The sequence below is a fragment of the Citrobacter sp. Cf118 genome, from assembly GCF_030334095.1.
Lineage (GTDB): Bacteria > Pseudomonadota > Gammaproteobacteria > Enterobacterales > Enterobacteriaceae > Citrobacter > Citrobacter freundii.
Map to the genome: position 1 here is coordinate 76269 of NZ_JAOWES010000085.1, position 22707 is coordinate 98975.

At 53.4% G+C, this 22707-nt stretch carries 19 protein-coding genes; 9 read left to right on the forward strand and 10 right to left on the reverse strand.

The genetic code is table 11. The features are described 5' to 3' along the window. Entirely contained in the window at positions 1-957 is a 957-nt protein-coding gene (ytfQ, locus tag OGX67_RS13530; protein WP_003025728.1) for a galactofuranose ABC transporter substrate-binding protein YtfQ, read from the reverse strand. A gap of 309 nt (positions 958-1266) precedes the next feature. On the opposite strand from ytfQ, the gene ppa reads away from it, so the two are divergent. Then, complete coding sequence (ppa, locus tag OGX67_RS13535) at positions 1267-1794, forward strand: inorganic diphosphatase (RefSeq protein ID WP_003025726.1); 528 nt, start codon at positions 1267-1269, stop codon at positions 1792-1794. 104 nt (positions 1795-1898) lie between these two features. Here the strand turns inward: ppa and OGX67_RS13540 are convergent, their stop codons facing one another. From OGX67_RS13540 to tamA, 3 genes are read right to left on the reverse strand one after another with little or no spacing between them, the layout of a single operon-like run. After that, positions 1899-2243 (reverse strand): gamma-glutamylcyclotransferase family protein, encoded by a 345-nt coding sequence (locus tag OGX67_RS13540; protein ID WP_003025723.1) that lies wholly within the window; start codon positions 2241-2243, stop codon positions 1899-1901. Between the two features lie 2 nt (positions 2244-2245). Further along, positions 2246-6022: an autotransporter assembly complex protein TamB gene (gene tamB / locus OGX67_RS13545; RefSeq protein ID WP_086504843.1), complete on the reverse strand. Its 3777-nt coding sequence runs from the start codon at positions 6020-6022 to the stop codon at positions 2246-2248. Continuing rightward, positions 6019-7752 carry an autotransporter assembly complex protein TamA gene (gene tamA, locus OGX67_RS13550; RefSeq protein WP_191213496.1) on the reverse strand — a complete coding sequence of 578 codons (1734 nt, stop codon included), beginning with the start codon at positions 7750-7752 and terminating at the stop codon, positions 6019-6021. Before tamA ends, tamB begins: the two co-directional genes overlap by 4 nt. 212 nt (positions 7753-7964) lie before the next feature. On the opposite strand from tamA, the gene msrA reads away from it, so the two are divergent. Both msrA and paeA read left to right on the forward strand, forming a co-directional pair. Beyond that, on the forward strand, positions 7965-8603 hold the full coding sequence (gene msrA, locus OGX67_RS13555) for a peptide-methionine (S)-S-oxide reductase MsrA (RefSeq protein WP_003025715.1): 639 nt from the start codon (positions 7965-7967) through the stop codon (positions 8601-8603). Between the two features lie 274 nt (positions 8604-8877). Then, the gene (paeA, locus tag OGX67_RS13560) at positions 8878-10218 is read left to right on the forward strand and encodes a polyamine export protein PaeA (protein ID WP_048219853.1); all 1341 of its coding nucleotides are present in this window, start codon (positions 8878-8880) and stop codon (positions 10216-10218) included. 66 nt (positions 10219-10284) lie between these two features. On the opposite strand, the gene OGX67_RS13565 is transcribed toward paeA, so the two are convergent. Further along, a complete protein-coding gene (locus tag OGX67_RS13565) occupies positions 10285-10491 on the reverse strand; it encodes a DUF1107 domain-containing protein (protein ID WP_003025710.1) in 207 nt (68 codons plus the stop codon). Between the two features lie 328 nt (positions 10492-10819). Here OGX67_RS13565 and OGX67_RS13570 point away from each other — a divergent pair, with 328 nt between their 5' ends. After that, positions 10820-11377 carry a YtfJ family protein gene (locus tag OGX67_RS13570; protein WP_257651293.1) on the forward strand — a complete coding sequence of 186 codons (558 nt, stop codon included), beginning with the start codon at positions 10820-10822 and terminating at the stop codon, positions 11375-11377. On the opposite strand, the gene cysQ is transcribed toward OGX67_RS13570, so the two are convergent. Further along, positions 11367-12107: a 3'(2'),5'-bisphosphate nucleotidase CysQ gene (cysQ, locus tag OGX67_RS13575; protein ID WP_003025705.1), complete on the reverse strand. Its 741-nt coding sequence runs from the start codon at positions 12105-12107 to the stop codon at positions 11367-11369. The two genes, OGX67_RS13570 and cysQ, sit on opposite strands and share 11 nt — an antisense overlap. 188 nt (positions 12108-12295) lie before the next feature. On the opposite strand from cysQ, the gene cpdB reads away from it, so the two are divergent. Beyond that, positions 12296-14239 (forward strand): 2',3'-cyclic-nucleotide 2'-phosphodiesterase, encoded by a 1944-nt coding sequence (cpdB, locus tag OGX67_RS13580; RefSeq protein ID WP_286526647.1) that lies wholly within the window; start codon positions 12296-12298, stop codon positions 14237-14239. 97 nt (positions 14240-14336) lie between these two features. On the opposite strand, the gene OGX67_RS13585 is transcribed toward cpdB, so the two are convergent. Further along, a complete protein-coding gene (locus OGX67_RS13585; RefSeq protein WP_003839526.1) occupies positions 14337-14717 on the reverse strand; it encodes a winged helix-turn-helix transcriptional regulator in 381 nt (126 codons plus the stop codon). Positions 14718-14807: 90 nt separating this feature from the next. On the opposite strand from OGX67_RS13585, the gene OGX67_RS13590 reads away from it, so the two are divergent. The 3 genes from OGX67_RS13590 (at position 14808) to OGX67_RS13600 (ending at position 17604) form a co-directional block, all read left to right on the forward strand. Continuing rightward, positions 14808-15656: an SDR family oxidoreductase gene (locus OGX67_RS13590; protein WP_003839523.1), complete on the forward strand. Its 849-nt coding sequence runs from the start codon at positions 14808-14810 to the stop codon at positions 15654-15656. Positions 15657-15737: 81 nt separating this feature from the next. Continuing rightward, positions 15738-16562: an AraC family transcriptional regulator gene (locus tag OGX67_RS13595; RefSeq protein WP_003025695.1), complete on the forward strand. Its 825-nt coding sequence runs from the start codon at positions 15738-15740 to the stop codon at positions 16560-16562. 76 nt (positions 16563-16638) lie between these two features. Continuing rightward, positions 16639-17604, forward strand: a complete 966-nt coding sequence (locus OGX67_RS13600; protein WP_003025693.1) for a DMT family transporter — start codon at positions 16639-16641, stop codon at positions 17602-17604. 63 nt (positions 17605-17667) lie between these two features. Here the strand turns inward: OGX67_RS13600 and OGX67_RS13605 are convergent, their stop codons facing one another. Then, positions 17668-19221, reverse strand: coding sequence for a methyl-accepting chemotaxis protein (locus OGX67_RS13605; RefSeq protein WP_286526650.1), 1554 nt, complete (start codon positions 19219-19221; stop codon positions 17668-17670). A 245-nt stretch (positions 19222-19466) separates the two neighbouring features. On the opposite strand from OGX67_RS13605, the gene ytfE reads away from it, so the two are divergent. Further along, positions 19467-20129: an iron-sulfur cluster repair protein YtfE gene (gene ytfE, locus OGX67_RS13610; protein WP_003025690.1), complete on the forward strand. Its 663-nt coding sequence runs from the start codon at positions 19467-19469 to the stop codon at positions 20127-20129. 83 nt (positions 20130-20212) lie between these two features. On the opposite strand, the gene cycA is transcribed toward ytfE, so the two are convergent. Next, the gene (cycA, locus tag OGX67_RS13615; protein WP_003025688.1) at positions 20213-21622 is read right to left on the reverse strand and encodes a D-serine/D-alanine/glycine transporter; all 1410 of its coding nucleotides are present in this window, start codon (positions 21620-21622) and stop codon (positions 20213-20215) included. Between the two features lie 308 nt (positions 21623-21930). Then, complete coding sequence (gene bamJ / locus OGX67_RS13620) at positions 21931-22551, reverse strand: BamJ family beta-barrel-assembly machinery protein (protein WP_003025685.1); 621 nt, start codon at positions 22549-22551, stop codon at positions 21931-21933. Positions 22552-22707 lie beyond the last annotated feature (156 nt).

The window sequence follows — 22707 nt, forward strand, 5'->3', positions numbered from 1 at the left end:
TTAGTAGCCCATGTTTTTCTTCTTCTCTAACTCTTCTTTCGCCGTATCCGGCAGATAGAGGATCGACTTGGTAATGGTCAGCTTCTCAGGCATCGTGCCGTCTTTTTTGAATTTCTCCAGCGCGTCGAATGCCGGACCGGCCATATTCGGCGTCAGTTCGACGCTGGCGTTGGCTTCACCGTCAATCATCGCTTTGTAGATATCCGGTACGCCGTCGATAGAACCGGTGAGAATATCTTTGCCGGGTTTCAGGCCCGCTTCTTTGATCGCCTGGATAGCACCGATCACCATGTCATCGTTGTGGGCGTAAACCATGCAGATGTTCTTGCCGTTGTTTTCTGCTTTGATAAAGCTCTCCATCACTTCTTTCCCTTTACTGCGGGTGAAGTCACCGGACTGAGAACGGATAATTTTGATGTTTGGCGCACTGGCGATGGCTTCAGCAAAGCCTTTTTTACGATCGATCGCCACGCTGGCCCCGACGGTCCCTTGCAGCTCAACGACGTTACACGGCTTGCCGTCCACTTGTTTAATCAGCCAGTCGCCAATCAATTTGCCTTCCAGCACGTTGTCGGCGGTGACGGTGGTCATATAGAGAGATTTGTCTTTTACATCGATGGAACGATCAAGCAAAAAGACCGGAATGTCGGCATCTTTCGCTTCTTTTAAAACCGGCTCCCAACCTGTTGCCACGACCGGCGCAATAAAGATGGCGTCGACGCCCTGCGCAACAAATGAGCGAACTGCTTTAATCTGGTTTTCCTGCTTTTGTTGGCCATCAGCGATTTTCAGCGTAATTCCCCGCTTTTCGGCCTCGCTTTTCGCGACGTTGGTTTCTGCTGCGCGCCAGCCGGATTCAGAGCCAACCTGCGAAAATCCTACGGTTAAAGGGGCTGCCATTGCCATAGACGACATGGCTGCCGAAACTGCTGTGACTAAAAGTAAGCGCTTCCACATAAGTGCGTCCTCGTAGGGTGATTATTGTTGGTTAATTAACCGTTGCGAAAAAACTATAGACAATTGAGCATGTAACGGATTGCGTTACATCACACTTCAAAAAAGTAAATAAAACGTTAATCACAACTTTGTAATCGCTTTCATCTCGCTATGAAAAATGCGGCTGAAGATATGGATTTTTCTGTCACGAGAGAGAGGCGAAAAGAAGAAAATGCACGCAGAGAAAGCGAAAACAAGCGGAGACATTCCGCGCGAGTTGGCTATAATACCCGCCACTTGTTTGCCATAGCTTATTTAAAGGAAACAGACATGAGCTTACTCAACGTCCCTGCCGGTAAAGACCTGCCGGAAGATATCTACGTTGTTATCGAGATCCCTGCTAACGCAGATCCGATCAAATACGAAGTTGACAAAGAGAGCGGCGCCCTGTTCGTTGACCGCTTCATGTCCACCGCGATGTTCTATCCGTGCAACTACGGTTACATCAACCACACCCTGTCTCTGGACGGTGACCCGGTAGACGTTCTGGTCCCGACTCCGTACCCGCTGGAGCCAGGTTCAGTGATTCGTTGCCGTCCGGTTGGCGTACTGAAAATGACCGACGAATCCGGTGAAGATGCGAAACTGGTTGCGGTACCGCACACCAAGCTGAGCAAAGAATACGATCACATCAAAGATGTGACCGACCTGCCGGAACTGCTGAAAGCGCAGATCACCCATTTCTTCGAACACTACAAAGATCTCGAAGCTGGCAAATGGGTAAAAGTTGACGGGTGGGACAACGCTGAAGCCGCTAAAGCTGAAATCGTTGCTTCCTTCGAGCGCGCGAAGAAGTAAGTTTTACTTTTGATGCTTAGCCCCGCATGTCGGGGCTTTTTTGTGCCCTGATACAAGTGCAACAGGCACATAAAACAACGCCACCCGAAGGTGGCGTGTTCACATCAGTACTGGTCTCTGTCTAACCAGTTACCGCTTTCAATCAGCGTTAAGCCATCAACCGGACGTTGGTACACGTACATCCATGCACTTCCGTACGGCGTTTGAATTAACTGGCGTGCGTATTCACCGCCGCGGGTACGCAGAGCGTCAAGCTCTGCCAGCGTGGCGTTATCAATACGATAAACTTCCCCGTGTACTGTTCCATTTCCCGGAACCGCGCCTGGATAGTGGCCCAGGCTGTACAACTGGTAGTTATCGATACTGAAATTTCCCAGCAACAGGGCATTGGTCATCCAGTGGCTGTTGCCTTGTTTGGTTCGTAAACTGCCGTAGACAAATATTCGCATTGCTAAAACTCGAACTGATAGAGCAAATCAAGTGCCTGATCTACGCCAGACACTGCTTCCAGATATAGCTTAGGCATCAGACGATAACGTAGCGTGAGTGTCGCTAAGGAGTCAAATATACCCACACCATATTTCACCTGCAGACCTGGCAGTACGTATCCGCTGACAACCACCTGAGATGAGTCGCCCACCCCTTGCGTGTCCAGTGCCAGATTGCTTACGCCAAATGTCTCCCCGATTTTACCCACAACCTGACCACTTTGTGCAACCCCCAGACCAATAAGCATTGAGGTCATCGCTGCGCTATCGCTCTGCTCGCTATCCAGCCCTTGTCCGCGTAGCAGGTAGGAAAGCGCCATTTGCTGCGACATTGCCGGGTCAGAGAAGATCTCCGCCTTCGGTTCATCGGCGGTACCAGTGACGCGAACGCCAGCGATCACGTCGTCTTCGGTGGCATCAGGGTTACGAATCGCTTCGATGTTGAGCAACGGCTGATCCGGCGGACCGGAGAACAACAGCTCGCCCTTACGCACAATCAGATCCTGACCATAGGCATGGAAGCGACCGCTCGGAATATTAATTTGGCCGTTCAGCCCCAGCCCCTGCTTATCCTGCACCACTTTCAGATCGCCCGTCAGACGCGCTTTCAGACCAAAGGCGTCAAGACGCACGTTGTTACCGACGTGGATGTTCAGGTTGCTGTTGATCGGAATGCCGGCGGTCTGCGGTTTCTCGGGCTGCAGATTGTTGTTAAGCATGACCATATCGCTGGAAACCCCAACCGCGCTTTCCGGCAGGTCATGTACCACGATACGCGCCCACGGCACATCCACGTTGCCATCGAGGGTGAACAGGCTTGGCGTGGCTTCAAAGACCACGTCCGGCGAGACATCCAGGCGGACCATTGGCGGTACGGTAATACGTACCCTACTGCCTTTAGCCGCGACGCGCGCCCGCCAGTTGTCTATCTGACTCCAGTCGGCATCGCCGCTCAGGTTAATTTCTCCCTGCTGCGTACGCACCACGCCCGCCAGCGTTGAGCGTGTTCCGGTGAAGTTAACGGCTAACTGGCTTGGCTGCATGTCAAACGGCATAAAGTTACCGTCTATATCCAGACCGCTCAGTTGCAGCTGTCCGAGCAACTGCGGGCTTTGCACATCGCCGCCCAGCCGCAGGTTGGCGTTGATCATCCCTGCCGCTTTTTCACCGCGCGAGAAGATGGGGTTCACCATCGCCAGATTGAAGTTGCGAATATTGACGTTACCGCCCAGATTACGGCGCCCTTGCGGGTCTGTTACCTGCACCTGTCCGTCAAACTGTCCGTTGTTGGTCAGACGAATCAGCCAGCCCAGCTCGGCACGGTTATTGTGCAGGTCGGCGGTCAGATTCAACGTCTCAAACGCCACGGGGAGCGGCGCATCATTCACGCTTTGCGTGACCTTCACGTTACGTCCGCTCAGGGTGACCTGCCCCTGTGGCAGCCCCTCTTTGGTGGTGTCCCAACTCACATCGGCTTTACCGGTGAACACGCCGCTGGCCTGGGTTGTCTCCGGCATAAACGGTTTTAGCATCGCCAGGTCGAAGCGGTTTAGATTCACCACCGCGCGCCCTTCCGCGCCCGCATCAATCGTCTGTGGTACGCACAGCTCCGCATTCGGGTTGTTCCAGCAGTGCGGTCCGATACTAATTTTTTGTTCCTGATTACGGTAATCCAGCGCGATAGCCCGGTTGAGCGACCACGGACCGACCGGCGTCTGGAAGCGGGTATTGCTTAACTCTCCTTTCCAGCGCTGTTCTTTGCGATCAAAGCTCCCGGCAAGATCCAGTTGCCCGGAAACCGGTTCCCCCTGAATGCGCAACTGCAGCTCGTGCTGCTTTTCACTGCCTTTGGCGTTGAGCGTCACCAGGCCAATATTCACGTCAGGTTGTACAATCCGCTCTACGCGAACATTAAGATTACCGGCAATTTGCTCGGCCGATTTCACATCCCCTTCAACACGTACCTGAGCAACGGAAAGTTCCTGCCAGCGCAGACCACGGGCGGTAATATCCGCCAGCAGCTGTGGTGCTTCAACCGTACCGCGAACTTTTACCAGCCCTTTCGCCGTACCGCCCAGCCCCGGCAGCGCGTTATCCAGGCTTGGGGCATCAATCGTCGCGTCGAGGTTGAGGTCTTTAACCCCCAGTTCACCTTTTACGTCCGCACTGTTGCGCCCCAGTTCCAGATGCAGGCCCGGGATCGTCCACTGCAGGTAGCTGTTCCCCTTCAGCGAACCGTTCACATTGACCTTGTTCTGCTTCACGTTGCCGGTCAGCTTCAGCTCGGGAACCTCCATCTGCCAGCTTCCGCCGTACAGACTGCCGCGCGTTTTCACCAGGCCATTCAGTTTTGACGGCCAGTCCGGGATCGCTTTTGCGGTGTTGATGCCATCCAGCGTTAGCTCCCCGCGCCAGCTGATCGCCTGCTGCCAGTCCACCAGCGCTTTCAGCTCGGTTTTCCCTTCCAGCGCCGCAACGCTGAGTTTGTCGAGATTGATCTGCTGCTCGTTGCCTTTGGCGTCCAGCGTGATGGTAGCCGGTGGAATATCCTGACCTTTCACGGCGGTACGCATCGACAGCGTATAGTCGGTCATCTTACCGGTCAGTTTGAGTTTGATGTCATCGGCCTGGAACTGTTTCTCACCGGTAAACGGCCAGTAAACCTGCTTACTCACCACCTCAATGTTGAGCGGTAATCCGGCTTCAGCCAGACGCGTCTGTGCACGCAGGTCCATATCCACCGGACCAGACAGATTGACGCCGACTTCCAGCTGCTCGCGCAGCGCGCCGCCGACCTTCAGCTTCACCTTTTCGCCTTTTAACGGGTCGATGTTTAGCGTGCTGTTTAACGTAATATCAACCGGCCACGTGTCGGTCAGTTGCGCTGTGCCGCTGGCTTTTACCGTTCCCTGATTCGAGTCAATGTCCAGCGCGTCGAGCTTCATGTTGCCGTCAATGCTGCTCACTTTTAGCAGCATGCTATGGACCGTTAAATCCGTATCTCCGGTCACGCGCAGCTGCTCGCCGCGAAACTCTTCAATATTGAGATTGAGCGGCAGATGGACATCGGTCATTTCCGGCAGCACCGGCTTTGAGAACAGATCTTTTAGCGTTTCGCCGAGCGGCTTTTCATCCGGCTGCGGGTTTTGAATCTTCGGTTCGACAACCTCTTCCTGCGCCACTTCCGCCACTTTGGGCAGAGCAATCAGTAGCCCCTGTAATGACGTTGGCTTCAACGTCAGCGTTTTTTCCTGCCAGTTCAGGCCGGAGGTAAAATCCAGCACCGAAACCGTGGTGTCATCGATTTTGATATTGATGTTGTTCAGCGCCACGCGCGAAAGCGTGATGGGGTAAGGCGTGGAAAGATTAAGCGGACCGCTCTCTTCTTCCTCAACCGGCGCGGATGGCGGCATCTTTTTGCTGTCGATCGCCACATTGATATTTTTCAGCGACAGATCGTTGACGCACAGACTGCTGTTCCACAGGCAGTTAAGCCCCACGGCCAGGTGTACTTCGCCAGCATTCACCGCCACGCCAGGCTGGTCATAACGAATATTTTTCAGTGATAAATCCCGCCAGCCACCGGTGACCTGACCAATCTCCAGCCCCGGAACCCAACGATTAGCTGCTTTGAAGATCAGATGCAGGCCCGAGGTGGTACCGACGAGGAACGCCACCGTGCCTAACAACAGCAGGATAAAAATCAGCACACCGAGGCTTATCTTCTTCCATAAACTCATAATTCAGGCCCCAGACCGATGTAAAACTGTAAACCATGTTCATCTTTGTCACCGACCGGGACGGCAAAGTCGAGCTTGATAGGCCCCACTGGTGATTGCCAGCGTACGCCGACCCCGGCACCGGTTTTGAAATCGCTTCGGCGAATATCGCTGACCGCTTCACCGCTATCGACAAACATCGCGCCCCACCATTTACCGGTCACGTTGTACTGGTATTCCAGCGAGCCAGTTGCCAGCTTGGAGGCCCCTTTCAGCTTGCCGTCGCTACCTTCCGGCGAAATAGATTTGTATTTATAGCCGCGAATACTGCGATCGCCCCCGGCGAAGAAACGCAGGTCCGGTGGTACTTTGTCGAAGTCTCCGGTCTCAATCCAGCCGAGGTTGCCGCGCATCACAAAGCGATGGCGATCGTACAGCGTACGGATCCAGACGTTTTGCGCCTGGAAAACGGAGAAATCAACATCTGACCCCCAGGCGGTGTTGGAGTAATCAATAGAATAACGCTGAGAGTCGCCCCAGACAGGCATCAAGCCGCCGCGTGAACGCGTCCGGCTGATCATCACGCCCGGATAGAGCAGCATAGTGGTGTTGGTGACGTTACCCTGGGTAAAGTGGTCGAGGCTCCAGCGCAGGTTAATCGCGCGCTGCCAGCCGCTGGAGAGGTCCCAGTAGCGGGAAACCGCAAGCGTCGTGGAGTCCTGCTCGGTATCGTTTAAATCGGTTCGCTTAAAGCCGCCCTGTACCAGGTAATACTGTTCCAGCGGGTTCTTTAACAGCGGCATTTTATAGCTGAAATCAAGCACCTGCTCTGGTGCCGAGATACTGGCGCTGGTCGTCAGGCTGTGGCCGTAGGAGTTCATCCACGGCTTTTTCCACGAGGTCTTCACCCGTGGTCCAACATCAGTTGAATAACCGACCCCGGTTTCGATGGTGTTTTCGGTGCGCGGTGAGACCACGCCTTTCAGCGGCAGCACTTTGGTTTTGCGGGCTTTATCAAACTCCGGCGCGACGACCACGGAGTTAAACCATCCGGTCGCCGACAGACGACGGTTCAGTTCGCCCAGATCTTTCGACTCGTACTCTTCACCTTCTTTAAAGGGCACCAGATTTTGCAGATACTCATCGCGAATTTGCGAGCCTTCAAAGGTGACATGCCCAAAGCGATAGCGTTCACCGCTGTTGTAATCGATATCCCAGAACGCCTGGCGGCGCTCAAGCGCTATTCCAAGCTGGCTTTTATTAAATTCACTGTCGAAATAACCTTTGCGCAGCGCCACGCTGGTGAGTGACTTTTTGAAGTTGTCATAGTCCCCCTGATTCAGCACAGTGCCGATTGCCGGGCGCGTTTTCAACAGCTCCAGATAATCCTTATCCGTACGCGCGCCACCACGCAAAATCACCTCGGTGCCACCAATCAGCACCGGCTCGCCGGGGGTCACTTTGGCGATCAGCACCTGGCGGCCTTTCGCCGGCGGTGGACGTAGTTCAAAATCAATGGTCGGCTCAAAGTAGCCCAGCGCTTTTAGCCCTTCGCGGATGGCATCATCAACGCGCGCACGAAAGCGTCGGTCTGGAGTGACTTCATCACTTTGAATCGTGGACAGCTGCGCACGGACGTTTTTCTCCAGCGGTCCTGATAATCCTTCGACCTGTAAGCGAACATTCGCGGCGGCGGCGGAGCCACTTAAGCACAGTAATCCCACCCAACATAACTGACGGATATGTGGCACATTTTCTCCTGAATATCCTTTTTTCCCACCCCTGGAAAAAAATACTATGCCGTTCCTCGGCTTAACAAAAAATCAACAATAAGAGTTGAAAAACAGACGACAACCCAAATATTTCTTATGTTTAACTCTAGACGTATTCACGCCGTTTATTGTGGGCAAAGACGCGTCTCGTTACAACCTTAACCCAAATGACTGATTTCGGGAGAACGGCCATGAGTTTATTTGATAGAAAGCATCTTGTTACTCAAGCAGATGCGCTACCTGGACGCAACACCCCGATGCCAGTGGCAACGCTGCATGCGGTTAACCAACATTCGATGACCAACGTGCCCGACGGTATGGAGACCGCTTATTTCGCCATGGGATGTTTCTGGGGCGTTGAGCGTTTATTCTGGTCATTACCCGGTGTATACAGCACGGCAGCCGGATACACCGGCGGCTACACCCCAAACCCAACCTATCGGGAAGTGTGTTCTGGCGACACCGGGCATGCCGAAGCGGTACGCATCGTCTATGACCCGCATGTTATCAGCTACGAACAACTGCTGCAGGTGTTCTGGGAAAATCACGATCCGGCGCAGGGCATGCGTCAGGGGAACGACCAGGGTACGCAGTATCGCTCCGCCATTTACCCGTTAACGCCGGAACAAACCGCTGCCGCACAGGCCAGCCTTGAGCGTTTTCAGGCAGCTATGACCGCCGCAGGCGACGAGCGCACCATTACCACGGAAATCACTACGGCAACGCCTTTCTACTATGCCGAGGACGATCACCAGCAATATCTGCATAAAAATCCTTATGGATATTGTGGCATTGGCGGGATTGGCGTTTGCCTGCCGCCACAAGGATAATCGCCGCCCTCTGGCGGCTTTACAGTACCTTACGCTATACTAGCTTCTGAAATTACCGGTCCACTCCCTTCGGACCGGTTTTCATTGAATATTCCATTGGATTTATACTCTATGGATTTCGAGTTGCAGGCAGGCGGCAAACTCGTGAATCCCCAGGAGCATAGATAACTATGTGACTGGGGTGAATGAGTGCAGCTAACGCACCCGCAGCTTGAAAGACGACGAGTATCAACTTCTCCCTTCCGAGGATCTGACCTGAACGGTCGGATAAGATATGTTAAACAGTATTTTAGTCATTCTCTGCCTGATCGCCGTGAGTGCGTTTTTCTCGATATCTGAGATCTCGCTTGCTGCATCACGCAAAATAAAACTTAAACTGCTTGCCGATGAAGGCAACGTAAACGCACAACGTGTTTTGAAGATGCAGGAAAACCCCGGCATGTTTTTTACCGTCGTGCAAATTGGCCTTAACGCGGTCGCCATTCTCGGCGGTATCGTCGGTGATGCGGCATTCTCCCCGGCTTTTCACAGCCTGTTCTCAAAATACTTCGCTCCAGAGCTGTCCGAACAGTTAAGCTTTATTCTGTCATTCTCGCTGGTTACTGGCCTGTTCATCCTGTTCGCGGATTTAACCCCGAAACGCATCGGTATGATTGCGCCAGAAGCTGTGGCTTTGCGTATCATCAACCCGATGCGCTTCTGCCTGCTGGTCTTCCGCCCGCTGGTGTGGTTCTTTAACGGTCTGGCAAACAACATTTTCCGTCTGTTTAAGATCCCAATGGTGCGAAAAGATGACATCACCTCAGACGACATTTACGCCGTGGTCGAAGCCGGTGCGCTGGCAGGTGTTCTGCGCAAACAGGAGCATGAGCTGATTGAAAATGTGTTCGAACTGGAATCGCGTACCGTCCCGTCTTCAATGACCTCGCGCGAGAATATTATCTGGTTCGATCTCCATGAAGATGAGCAAAGCCTGAAGAACAAGGTGGCGGAACATCCGCACTCCAAATTCCTGGTGTGTAACGAAGATATCGACCACATCATTGGTTATGTCGATTCAAAGGATCTCCTCAACCGCGTACTGGCGAACCAAAGCATGGCGCTGAACAGCGGCGTACAGATCCGCAATACGCTGATCGTCCCGGACACGCTGACGCTCTCTGAAGCACTGGAAAGCTTCAAAACCGCAGGCGAAGACTTTGCCGTCATCATGAACGAGTACGCGCTGGTGGTAGGGATTATCACGCTCAACGACGTGATGACCACGCTGATGGGTGATTTAGTTGGCCAGGGTCTGGAAGAGCAGATTGTGGCGCGTGATGAGAACTCATGGTTGGTTGATGGCGGTACGCCGATTGATGACGTTATGCGCGTGCTGGATATCGACGAGTTCCCGCAGTCCGGCAACTATGAAACCATCGGCGGCTTTATGATGTTCATGCTGCGTAAAATCCCGAAACGCACCGACTCGGTGAAGTATTCTGGCTACAAATTTGAAGTGGTGGATATCGATAACTACAAGATCGATCAGCTGCTGGTGACGCGTCTGGACAGCAAACCTACAGTTCTGGTACCAAAACTGCCAGATGCAAAAGAAGAGGCAAAGGCGTCGTAACGCCTTACAGAAACATCAACGGCTCCTGTCCAGGAGCCGTTTTTTTAACTACTGCATAGCACTTGATCAAGCCATCTCAGTTTGCAGACGCAAGACCTGACGGTTAACTTCGGACATCACGGAAAAATGCAGCTTGTCCTTCACTTTTGGGATAAGAATCTTACCCTTATCAAATTCAAAAGCGCCTACATCCTTGATATATAACCGTCCACGAAACAGGATCTTCACGTACTTCGCCACCTGCAGCGGGTTGTATCGTTGGAAAATTTTCATTGTTGTCTCCTGCTGAGCATTACGCCTTTGCGGTACCACAATCGGTCCGACAATCCTCAGGCGCAAATTTTAATGCCCTATGACTATAGACTATCTCGTTGATGTTTCCAGCGTGTATAAGTTTATTTACCTTCAGGTTACAATTATTCAGAATTATCTTTTCAACGCTTCGCTGTCTTCAGTATAAGCCTTCATTTTTCGCAGGATTTGTGCGCCCGTCCGCAAACTGGCATCGCGCTTGCGGGAAAAAGCATCAATCGCACATATGATTAAATTCCAGACCCAAGTGGTCGGATCACCTGCAAAATAAAAGAAAGAAGGAAAACCTATGACCTTACGAAAACTGTTGGCGCTGTCGTTTCTGCTGCTGCCGATGATTGCCTCCGCACATAAGTTTGAGACTGACCAACGCGTACCACCGGTGGGGATCGCCGATCGCGGCGAACTGATTCTCGATAACGATAAGTTTAGCTACAAAAGCTGGAATAGCGCGCAGTTGCCTGGGAAAGTGCGAATTGTGCAACACATTGCCGGACGCACCTCCGCCAAAGAGAAAAATGCGACACTGATCGAGGCAATCAAAGCCGCCAACCTGCCGCACGACAAATACCAGACCACCACTATCGTCAACACAGATGACGCCATTCCCGGCTCCGGTATGTTTGTGCGCAGCAGTCTGGAGAGCAATAAGAAGCTCTACCCGTGGTCGCAATTCATTGTCGACAGCAATGGCATTGCGCGTAAAGCCTGGCAACTGGATGAAGAGAGCTCCGCTATCGTCGTACTCGATAAGGACGGACGCGTGCAGTGGGCAAAAGATGGCGCATTAACGCAGGATGAGGTGCAGCAGGTAATTGCCCTGCTGCACAAATTGCTCAGTAAATAGAAACGCGGAAGCCGGGGTTGAGGAACGATTCACGTGGGGTGTAATCCAGAGGTTTCCCCTGCCAGTCGTGAACGTGCGCTCCGGCTGCGGCGGCAACAGCGTGGCCCGCGGCGGTGTCCCATACGTTAGTGGGCCCAAAACGCGGATACAGCTGTGCGTGCCCTTCCGCCACCAGGCAGAACTTCAACGATGAGCCAATCGACGTGGTCTGGTGCTCGCCCAACTGTTGCAGATACTCTTTTAACTCATTATCGGCATGCGAGCGGCTAATGACCACCAGCGGCGGACGCGCGTCACGAACCTGAATTTGTTTACGTACGCCGCACTCTTCTTTCCACGCTTTACCTTCTGCTGCGCTGTACATCACTTTCATTACCGGCGCGTAAACCACGCCCAGAACCGGCTTTCCCTTTTCGATCAGCGCAATATTGACCGTAAATTCACCGTTACGCTTAATGAACTCTTTGGTCCCGTCCAGCGGGTCCACCAGCCAGTAGCGCTGCCAGTGCTGGCGGACATCCCAGCCAGGAGGCGCTTCTTCAGACAGGACGGGAATATCCGGCGTCAGCGCCAGTAATCCCTCGAGGATAACCTTGTGCGCGGCGATATCCGCCGCCGTGACCGGAGAATCATCCTGCTTGCTGGTAATCTCCATCGGTTTGATTCCATCGTAGACCTGCATAATGGCATCGCCCGCGTTCCGTGCAAGCTGGCATACATGTTCTAGCATTCTCCACCTCGTTTCTGTCAGTGGTGTTAACTCGTTGTTTTACTTATACCCGATCGTCAGGGGATCCGCCAACTGTGATAGCGTCTGCGGTTTTAAACGCTATATTCATGTCATGATTCACAGTTCTGTAAGCAAGAAGATTTATATACATTTTCTTTTGTGGCTTAGATCTTAAAAGGATGCCCCTGATGATTAAGTTTAGTGCAACGCTTCTGGCAACGCTGATTGCAGCCAGCGTCAATGCCGCGACCGTCGATCTGCGTATAATGGAAACCACTGATTTGCATAGCAATATGATGGATTTCGATTATTACAAAGATACACCGACTGAAAAATTCGGTCTGGTACGTACGGCAAGTCTTATCAACGCTGCGCGTGGAGAAGTCAAAAACAGCGTGCTGGTTGATAATGGCGATCTGATTCAGGGCAGCCCGCTCGGGGATTACATGGCGGCCAAAGGGCTGAAAGCGGGCGAAACTCACCCGGTATATAAGGCGCTGAATACCCTGGATTACGCGGTGGGTAACCTCGGCAACCATGAATTCAACTACGGCCTTGAGTATCTGCACAACGCGCTGGCAGGGGCGAAGTTCCCTTACGTTAACGCCAATATCATCGACGTTAAGACCAAAAAGCCGCTATTTACGCCTTATCTGATCAAAGACACTGAGGTTGTCGACAAAGAAGGGAACAAGCAGACGCTGAAGATTGGCTATATCGGTTTTGTGCCACCGCAGATTATGACCTGGGATAAAGCCAACCTCAGCGGTAAAGTGACGGTGAACGACATTACGGAAACTGCACGCAAATACGTTCCCGAAATGCGAGAAAAAGGTGCCGATGTCGTGGTGGTAGTTGCTCACTCCGGGCTTTCTGCCGACCCGTATCAAACCATGGCGGAAAACTCCGTTTATTACCTCAGTGAAGTCCCGGGCGTAGATGCCATTATGTTTGGTCACGCTCACGCCGTTTTCCCTGGTAAAGACTTTGCCAACATCAAAGGTGCAGATATCACAAAAGGTACGCTGAATGGGGTTCCGGCGGTGATGCCGGGTATGTGGGGCGATCATCTGGGGGTGGTGGATTTAGTGCTGAATAACGACAGCGGTAAATGGCAGGTCACCCAGGCGAAAGCCGAAGCACGTCCGATTTATGACGCGGCAGCGAAAAAATCACTGGCAGCAAAAGACAAAAAAATCGTTGAGATCCTGAAAGCCGATCACGACGCCACGCGTGAGTTTGTCAGCAAACCGATCGGTAAATCCGCCGACAATATGTACAGCTATCTGGCGCTGGTACAGGATGATCCGACCGTACAGGTGGTGAACAACGCGCAGAAAGCCTATGTGGAACACTTTATTCAGGGCGATCCGGATCTGGCAAAACTACCGGTACTTTCCGCCGCCGCGCCGTTTAAGGTCGGTGGGCGTAAGAACGATCCGGCAAGCTTTGTAGAAGTCGAAAAAGGCCAGTTAACCTTCCGTAACGCCGCTGATTTGTATCTCTATCCCAACACTCTGGTGGTGGTGAAAGCCAGCGGTAAAGAGGTGAAAGAGTGGCTGGAATGTTCCGCCGGGCAGTTCAATCAGATTGATATCCACAGCAGCAAACCACAGTCGTTGATTAACTGGGACGGCTTCCGTACCTATAATTTCGACGTGATTGATGGCGTGAATTATCAGATTGATGTTTCACAACCCGCCCGCTACGACGGGGAATGTCAGACCATTAATCCGAAAGCGGAACGTATTAAAAATCTGACCTTTAACGGCAAACCAATCGATCCGAATGCTACCTTCCTCGTCGCGACCAACAACTACCGCGCCTACGGCGGTAAGTTTACCGGAACCGGCGACAACCACATCGCGTTTGCTTCTCCGGATGAAAACCGCTCGGTGCTGGCCGCGTGGATTGGTGCGGAGACGAAGCGTGCCGGTGAAATTCATCCGGCGGCAGATAACAACTGGCGTCTGGCGCCAATTCACAGCGATACGCCACTGGATATTCGCTTTGAAACATCACCGTCTGATAAAGCCGCGGCGTTTATTAAAGAGAAAGGCCAGTATCCGCTGAAAAAAGTCGCGACCGATGACATCGGTTTCGCCATTTACCAGCTGGATTTAAGTAAGTAATTTTCGTGCCGGATGCGACGCAATAGCGTCTTATCCGGCCTACGAGTCGAAGTAATCAGTAGGCCGGATAAGGCGTTAGCCGCCATCCGGCAATACTTTACGCCGCCCGCTCTTCCCGCTGCGCTAAAACCTGCGGCAAATTCAGTTCTATCCAGTCCGCCAGCGCGGCGACTTTATCGCTCACCTGCTCACCCAACTGCGTCAAACTATATTCCACGTGCGGCGGTACCACCGGATATGACACCCGATTGATAAACCCGTCCTGCTCCAGCGCCTGCAGAGATTGCGCCAGCATCTTTTCACTGACCCCGCCCATCTTACGGCGCAAATCGCTGAAACGGTGCGTACCGTCGCGCAGCGCCACCAGAATCAATACACCCCAGCGGCTGGTGACGTGTTTTAACACCTCGCGGGAGGGACACTGTTCGGCAAACAAGTTGCCATCGCGTAACTGCTGGGAGAGCGTCGAAGCTGTCATTTTCATACTAACCTTTTTGTACGTACTTACTAAAAGTAAGTTTAGGTGTTAGCGTGATTAAACACAAGACCAATACCAAGGAGTCACCCCATGATCGCGATTACCGGCGCCACCGGCCAACTGGGCCAACACGTTATTGAATCTCTGTTGAAAACCGTTCCTGCCAGCCAGATTGTGGCAATCGTGCGTAATCCCGCTAAAGCGACGGCGCTTAGTCAGCAGGGCATTACCGTTCGTCAGGCGGATTACAGCGATGAAGCCGCCTTTACAACTGCCTTACAGGGTATCGACAAGCTACTGCTGATCTCCTCCAGCGAAGTGGGACAACGTGCCCCGCAGCATCGCAACGTGATTAACGCAGCGAAAGCCGCTCACGTGAAATTTATCGCCTACACCAGCCTGCTGCACGCTGACACCTCCCCGCTGGGGCTGGCTGATGAGCATGTGGCAACCGAGCAGATGCTGGCTGAATCCGGTATCGCCTACGCGCTACTGCGTAACGGCTGGTACACCGAAAACTATCTCGCCAGCGCACCGGCTGCTCTGGAACATGGCGTGTTTATCGGGGCTGCAGGTGAAGGCAAAATTGCCTCAGCGACCCGCGCCGACTATGCCGCTGCCGCCGCGCGTGTCATCAGTGAAGACGGTCACGCCGGTAAAACCTATGAGCTGGCGGGCGACGCAGGCTGGACCCTGAGCCAGTTGGCTGCCGAGCTGGCAAAACAGAGTGGTAAAAAAGTGGTGTATCAGAACCTGAGCGAAGCTGATTTTGCCGCCGCGCTAAAAGGTGTAGGTCTGCCTGCCGGACTGGCGGACATGCTGGCTGACTCAGACACTGGCGCCTCCAAAGGCGGTCTGTTCGACGACAGCCATACGCTAAGCAAACTGATTGGTCGCCCGACCACCTCGCTGGCTGACAGCGTCAAAGGCATCGTGTAAGTGTTAAAAATTAGTTAATTGTGGTGGCATCCCCGCGCATCCTCTCTGATAATGACAGGATGATGCGTGGGGAGAGAAAACGTGCAAGGTGTACCTGAGCAGTTTATTGATGAGAAAGACAGCGCCCGCTTTCGCCATCTGGCGCAGGTGCCGGGCGTAGAGCTGTATCATGCGCACATCTCACGTTACGCCTTTGAGCCGCACACCCATGAAGCGTTCGGCATTGGCGCGATAGAAGCCGGAGCCGAACGTTTTCGTTATCGCGGCACGCAGTACGTGGCCCCCGCCCATTCCGTCGTCACCATGAATCCCGATGAGCTGCATACCGGCGAGGCCGAAACCGCCGATGGCTGGCGCTATCGGATGATTTATCTTGAGCCCGATCTTCTGGAAGAGGTCACTGGGATCCGCCACTGGTGGTTTCATGACGTAACGCGTCACGATCCGCTGCGCTCGCGCCAGATCTGCTCGCTGATCCACGGCCTGTGGAACACGGAAGATCCGCTGGCGCAAAAAGGACTATTGCTCGATCTGATCGACACGTTCCAGCCGCTGGCCCGCCATGCACCGGTATTGCCGGAGGGGGCGCATCGCTTTGAACGAGTACGCGAGTATCTGCACGATAATTATATGCATCCGGTCACGCTCGACGAGCTGGCGCGGGTTGCATCGCTGAGTCCCTGGCATTTTCAGCGCCAGTTTAAATCTCATTTCCACGTCACGCCGCACCAGATGTTGATGGCGATCCGCCTGTGGCGAGCCAAAGGTTTTCTCACTTGCGGTATGCCCGCCGCTGAAGTCGCCGCCGCAACCGGCCTCACCGACCAGTCGCATCTCACCCGCGCGTTTACCCATCGCTACGGCATCACGCCAGTGCGTTATCAGAAACAAGTCGTCCGGCGTTGATCAGCAATCTCATACAATACGGCGGCATTTTTCCTGCCTACACTCGACGTATTGTTAAGCGATGTGGATATCAAAAATGATTAGCGGTGTGTTGTATGCCCTGCTGGCCGGGCTGATGTGGGGATTAATTTTTGTTGGACCGCTGATCGTACCGGAATACCCGGCGGTATTGCAGTCGATGGGGCGCTATCTGGCGCTGGGGCTGATCGCATTGCCGATTGCCTGGCTGGGACGTGTGCGCCTGCGTCAACTCGGGCGGAAAGACTGGGTAACTGCGCTGACGCTAACAATGATGGGGAATCTGATTTATTACGTTTGCCTGGCAAGCGCTATCCAGCGCACCGGCGCACCGGTCTCCACGATGATTATTGGTACATTGCCGGTGGTGATCCCGGTCTTCGCTAACCTGCTCTACAGCCAGCGTGACGGCAAATTATCATGGTGGCGTTTGTCGCCTGCGCTGGTATTGATTGGTATAGGCCTGCTGTGCGTGAATATCTCGGAGCTGAATCAGGGACTCCCTGACTTTAGCGGCTGGCGATATGGCTCTGGCATCGCACTGGCGCTGATTTCGGTGGTGTGTTGGGCGTGGTATGCGCTGCGTAATGCCCGCTGGCTGCGCGAGAATCCGGATAAGCACCCGATGATGTGGGCGACGGCTCAGGCTCTGGTAACGCTGCCTGTTTCTCTGCTCGGCTATATTGCCGCCTGCCTGTGGCTGAACGGGCAAACGCCGGACTTCGCTCTGCCCTTCGGTCCGCGTCCAGCCGTGTTTATCGGCCTGATGATAGCCATTGCGGTATTGTGTTCTTGGGTTGGCGCACTGTGCTGGAACGTCGCCAGCCAGAAGCTGCCGACGGTGATCCTCGGCCCGTTGATTGTCTTCGAAACGCTGGCTGGCCTGCTGTACACCTTTATACTGCGCCAGGAATTTCCACCGTTGCTGACGGTAAGCGGTATTACGCTGCTGATGGTTGGGGTAGTGATAGCCGTCAGAGCCAAGCCGCAGAAACCCAGCGTCATGGTGGTTTCACAATCATAATGTGCCGGATGGTGCTCCGCTTATCCGGCCTACTGGATAATATCTTGTAGGCCGGAGCAGACGTTAAACTTTAAACACCGCCACCGTCTGGTTCAACCGTGCGGCCTGCTCTTCGAGCGCGGCTGCGGCGGAAGCGGATTCCTCCACCAGCGAGGCGTTTTGCTGCGTGACGCGATCCATCTCAGCCACCGCCTGACCGACCTGATCGATACCCCGGCTCTGTTCATCAGAGGCCGACGCAATTTCACCCATAATATCGGTTACCTGGGTGACGGCACTGACAATTTCCGCCATCGTCTCACCCGCTTCATGCACCAGCGCCGTACCGGCATTGACCCGATTTCCTGAGTCATCAATCAACGCCTTAATTTCTTTTGCCGCCTGAGCGCTACGCTGCGCCAGCGTGCGCACCTCACCTGCGACTACAGCAAAGCCACGCCCCTGTTCGCCAGCGCGCGCCGCTTCTACCGCCGCGTTCAGCGCCAGGATGTTGGTCTGGAAAGCAATGCCGTCGATAACAGTGGTAATTTGCGCAATTTTGCTGGAACTGGTGGCGATTTCATCCATCGTACGCACCACGCTATCAACCACTGTTCCGCCTTTTTGCGCCGTATGTGAGGCGTTTTTTGCCAGGCTGGTCGCCTGACGCGCGTTATCCGCATTCTGTTTCACGGTTGCGGTAAGTTGTTCCATGCTGGCTGCGGTCTCCTCCAGAGAGGCGGCCTGCTGTTCGGTACGTGACGAGAGATCGTTACTGCCAGCGGCAATTTCACCCGCGCCGGTATAGATGGTGTCAGCCCCATCACGCACCACGCTGACTGTGTTCGCCAGCGCCTGCTGCATGTCGCGGACGTTGCCTGCCAGCAGCGCCATTTCATTACTGCTATCGGCGTTGATGCGGTGCGTCAAATCACCTGCGGCAATATGGCGAATATGTCCCATCACCTCGTGGAGCGGCTTGAGCAGAACTCGCTGCATTGCCAGCCAACTGGCGATAATCACGGTGACGACAATCAGCATCACCGCGGACAGCAGCCAGATTATCTTCTGGTAGTCACTCTCATTGTCCTGCACTCCGGCAGTGGCCAGCGCCGTTTGCGCGCTACGCCATTCCCGATAAACTTCCTGCATGGCCGTTTGCTTTTGCTCGGCATTCTGCTTGAACATCTCTTCCAGCTTTCCTTCAGCCAGCAGCGCGTTCATTTTTGCCAGCGTCGCAGAATAGATGCCGTACTGTTCTTCCAGTCGATCGGCCAGATGCTCATCCAGCCCCGGCGTTTCCGGTAGAGCGTAGTATTTATCGTAATGCTCTTTCGATTCGGCCAACAGGCGATTTGCCGTGTTCACCAGCTCCTTCAACTGACCGCCGTTAATCTCGCTGGCCATCGTTCCCTGTAAACGCAGCATGCCCCGGTTGAGCGTGACGCGAGCCTGGTTCAGGCTAATCCACGCATCGGTAAACTCGGCCACGTTCTGGCTGGAAAGTTGAGACACGTTAAAGTTCTGCTTATCGTTATTGAGTGCGCCAATAAAAACGCCCGCGGAGATGAGCTGCATTGCGCCCAGGGCGAGTAACACGGTGATAAGTAAGGTTATCACTTTGATTCGTTTGAACATCTGTAGCCTTTTTATTATGCAGGTATTGTCTGAGGTCTAACTATCGGCAGCGGCGTGCGCTTATTTAATCCTGTCGTGCCGCTTTTTTCGCCGCCCCTCACCTTTCCAATAAGATTCAGCACCTTAACGAAATTAGAAATTTTCGTGACGTTCATCACAAATCACCCCACCCCGAAAGGGTTATATCCTTCGCAATAAGTTGCATTTAAAATACATCTTATATTATTGAGAATGAGGTAACGGCAATGTCTTATCGCGATCAACCTTTAGGTGAACTGGCGCTCTCTATTCCTCGCGCTTCGGCCCTGTTTCGTAAATACGATATGGATTACTGCTGCGGCGGTAAGCAAACGCTGGCACGCGCTGCCGCGCGTAAAGAGCTGGATTTAGACGTTATTGAGGCGCAGCTCGCGCAGCTGGCTGAACAGCCGCTGGAGAAAGACTGGCGTACCGTGGCTCTGGCTGAAATCATCGACCATATCATCGTGCGTTATCACGACAGACACCGCGAACAGCTGCCGGAGCTGATCCTGCAGGCCACAAAAGTTGAACGCGTTCACGCAGACAAACCGAACGTACCGCGCGGTCTGGCGAAAAACCTGACCATGCTGCATGAAGAGCTGTCCAGCCACATGATGAAAGAAGAGCAGATCCTGTTCCCGATGATCAAACAGGGCATGGGTAGCCAGGCGATGGGGCCAATCAGCGTGATGGAAAGCGAACATGACGATGCGGGTGAACTGGTGGAAGTGATCAAACACATCACCCACAACGTGACGCCGCCGCCAGAAGCCTGCACCACCTGGAAAGCCATGTATAACGGCATTAACGAAATGATCGATGACCTGATGGAACACATCAGCCTGGAAAACAATGTGTTGTTCCCGCGTGCCCTCGCAGGTGAATAAAAAAAGGCGCCCGAGAGCGCCTTCCTGAAGTCCGAATTCGGCCACTACTTATGTGGCCTTTTTTGTGTCCGATATGACAACGCTTAACGCATACCCGCCATACGTTTCTTACCGATAAACAACCAGCCCAGACCCAACGCGATGAACCACAGCGGCGTCACCATCAACGCCTGACGAGTATCATCTTCCAGCGTCAGCAGTACCAGTACGAAGACGAAGAACGCCATACATACCCAGCACATCAGCTTGCCTAACGGCATCTTGTAGATTGATTTTTCATGCAGGTGAGGACGTTGCTTGCGGTACACCAGGTACGAGCAAAGAATGATGGTCCAGACGAACATGAACAGAATCGCCGACACGGTGGTGATCATGGTGAACGCGCCAATCACGCTCGGGTTCACGTACAGCATCACCACGCCGCCCAACAGACAGATACAGGAGAAGGTTAACCCCTTCGCCGGAACTGCGCGTTTAGACAGCTTGGCAAATGCTTTCGGTGCAACGCCTTCCTGCGCCAGGCCGAACAGCATACGGCTGGTAGAGAACACGCCGCTGTTTGCGGAAGAGGCAGCTGAAGTCAGAACCACAAAGTTGATCAGGCTCGCCGCAGCAGGCAGACCAACCAGCACAAACAGTTCAACGAATGGGCTCTTGGTTGGTACTACCGAGCTCCACGGCGTTACGGACATAATCACGATCAGCGCGAACACGTAGAACATGATAATACGGATTGGAATCGAGTTAATGGCGCGCGGCAGAGATTTCTCAGGATCCTTGGTTTCCGCAGCGGTCGTTCCCACCAGCTCAATACCCACAAACGCGAACACCGCTATCTGGAAGCCGGCAAAGAAGCCGCTCAGACCTTTCGGGAACCAGCCACCGTCATTCCACAGATGCGTGAACGATGCCTGAACGCCGGTTGGCGACTGGAAGTGCGTCAGCACCATCACCAGACCGACGACAATCAGGCCGATGATGGCGACGATTTTGATCATCGCAAACCAGAACTCCATCTCACCGAACATTTTTACGGTGGCGAGGTTGAGGCTCAGCAGCAGCACAATCACCGCCAGCGAGGCGACCCAGTCTGACAGTTCGGGGAACCAGAATTGCGCATACGCGGTAATCGCGACAACGTCTGCCATCCCAGTAACGACCCAGCAGAACCAGTAGGTCCAGCCGGTAAAATACCCGGCCCACGGCCCGAGCAGGTCGGAGGCGAAATCACTAAACGATTTGTACTCCAGATTCGAGAGCAGCAATTCACCCATTGCCCGCATCACGAAAAACAGCATAAAACCGATGATCATATATACAAAGATGATCGACGGTCCGGCGAGACTGATGGTTTTACCGGAGCCCATAAACAGGCCAGTACCGATAGCACCACCAATAGCAATAAGTTGAATATGACGGTTTGTGAGATTGCGCCGTAGCGACTGTTCAGACGACGCCTCTTCAGCGGTGTCGACTTTTACCTGATCTACCATGTTTTTTCTTCCTGTACCTGTCTGTGTTGTTCGGGCTCTACGGCCTTTAGTGTGTCTATGATACGACGATCCTGTTATCAGGACTCATCGATATTAGGTAAGAATTGGCGGGATGAATACTAAGATTTAGATATAATGTTAATTTAATGTTTAAAGTGAGTGTCATATCACTCTGATAGCGCGAATCAGCTCACAAAAATACACGCTGATGCGGCATTTGCAAGATAAAATATCGACAACGACGTAACTATAGCTTTTCACGCTATTTTTTTGTTCCCCCCAGCCTCGGGGGGAACAGAAGTCACTGCTTACAGGATCTCAAGCAGCTCAACGTCGAACACCAGCGTGCTGAACGGAGGAATGGACGCGCCAGCACCACGCTCGCCGTAAGCCAGTTCCTGAGGAATAGTCAGTTCCCATTTCGAACCTACCGGCATCAGGGTCAGTGCTTCAATCCAGCCAGGGATTACGCCGTTAACCGGGAATTCAGCCGGTTCGCCACGTGCGACAGAGCTGTCAAACACGGTACCGTCGATCAGTTTACCGGTATAATGCACGCGAACGCGGTCAGTACGCGCCGGAATAGCCCCTTCGCCCTGAGTCAGAACACGGAACTGCAAACCGGATTCAGTGCTGTTCACACCCTCTTTCTCACGGTTTTCTTCCAGATATTTGACGCCATCAGCCGCCATAGCCTGGAAGCGTTCGCGACGTACTGCATCAGCGCGTTCATGGATTTCACGCAGCGCGCGATGCACAACATCAACCGGTACTGCCGGGTGCTTACCTTCCAGCGCGTCAGCGATACCCGCTACCAGCGCTTCAGGCAACAGTCCTTCCAGTCCGGATTCGCTCAGCTGTTGTCCTACCTGCAAACCAATGCCGTAGCTTGCTTGCGCTTCGATAGTGTCAAAAGTCGGGTTAGCCATCATATTTCCTTTCATCGGATGTAAAGTAGCGGGCAGCATATCAGCCATGCCGCATCCGGTAAAACTTTGTCTCGGGAACAGATGACAAATCGCGAGGAAACATAAACAATAGGAATATCCCGCGTTGACGTCACGAAAGCGGGTAATATGACGAAC

Coding starts and splice junctions, on each gene's coding strand:
- OGX67_RS13600 (WP_003025693.1), top strand. CDS start 16,639: ATGATTAGCGGTGTGTTGTATGCCCTGCTGGCCGGGCTGATGTGGGGA.
- cpdB (WP_286526647.1), top strand. CDS start 12,296: ATGATTAAGTTTAGTGCAACGCTTCTGGCAACGCTGATTGCAGCCAGC.
- cycA (WP_003025688.1), bottom strand. CDS start 21,622: ATGGTAGATCAGGTAAAAGTCGACACCGCTGAAGAGGCGTCGTCTGAA.
- paeA (WP_048219853.1), top strand. CDS start 8,878: ATGTTAAACAGTATTTTAGTCATTCTCTGCCTGATCGCCGTGAGTGCG.
- ytfE (WP_003025690.1), top strand. CDS start 19,467: ATGTCTTATCGCGATCAACCTTTAGGTGAACTGGCGCTCTCTATTCCT.
- msrA (WP_003025715.1), top strand. CDS start 7,965: ATGAGTTTATTTGATAGAAAGCATCTTGTTACTCAAGCAGATGCGCTA.
- ppa (WP_003025726.1), top strand. CDS start 1,267: ATGAGCTTACTCAACGTCCCTGCCGGTAAAGACCTGCCGGAAGATATC.
- OGX67_RS13585 (WP_003839526.1), bottom strand. CDS start 14,717: ATGACAGCTTCGACGCTCTCCCAGCAGTTACGCGATGGCAACTTGTTT.
- OGX67_RS13605 (WP_286526650.1), bottom strand. CDS start 19,221: ATGTTCAAACGAATCAAAGTGATAACCTTACTTATCACCGTGTTACTC.
- OGX67_RS13570 (WP_257651293.1), top strand. CDS start 10,820: ATGACCTTACGAAAACTGTTGGCGCTGTCGTTTCTGCTGCTGCCGATG.
- bamJ (WP_003025685.1), bottom strand. CDS start 22,551: ATGGCTAACCCGACTTTTGACACTATCGAAGCGCAAGCAAGCTACGGC.
- OGX67_RS13565 (WP_003025710.1), bottom strand. CDS start 10,491: ATGAAAATTTTCCAACGATACAACCCGCTGCAGGTGGCGAAGTACGTG.
- OGX67_RS13590 (WP_003839523.1), top strand. CDS start 14,808: ATGATCGCGATTACCGGCGCCACCGGCCAACTGGGCCAACACGTTATT.
- tamB (WP_086504843.1), bottom strand. CDS start 6,022: ATGAGTTTATGGAAGAAGATAAGCCTCGGTGTGCTGATTTTTATCCTG.
- OGX67_RS13540 (WP_003025723.1), bottom strand. CDS start 2,243: ATGCGAATATTTGTCTACGGCAGTTTACGAACCAAACAAGGCAACAGC.
- ytfQ (WP_003025728.1), bottom strand. CDS start 957: ATGTGGAAGCGCTTACTTTTAGTCACAGCAGTTTCGGCAGCCATGTCG.
- cysQ (WP_003025705.1), bottom strand. CDS start 12,107: ATGCTAGAACATGTATGCCAGCTTGCACGGAACGCGGGCGATGCCATT.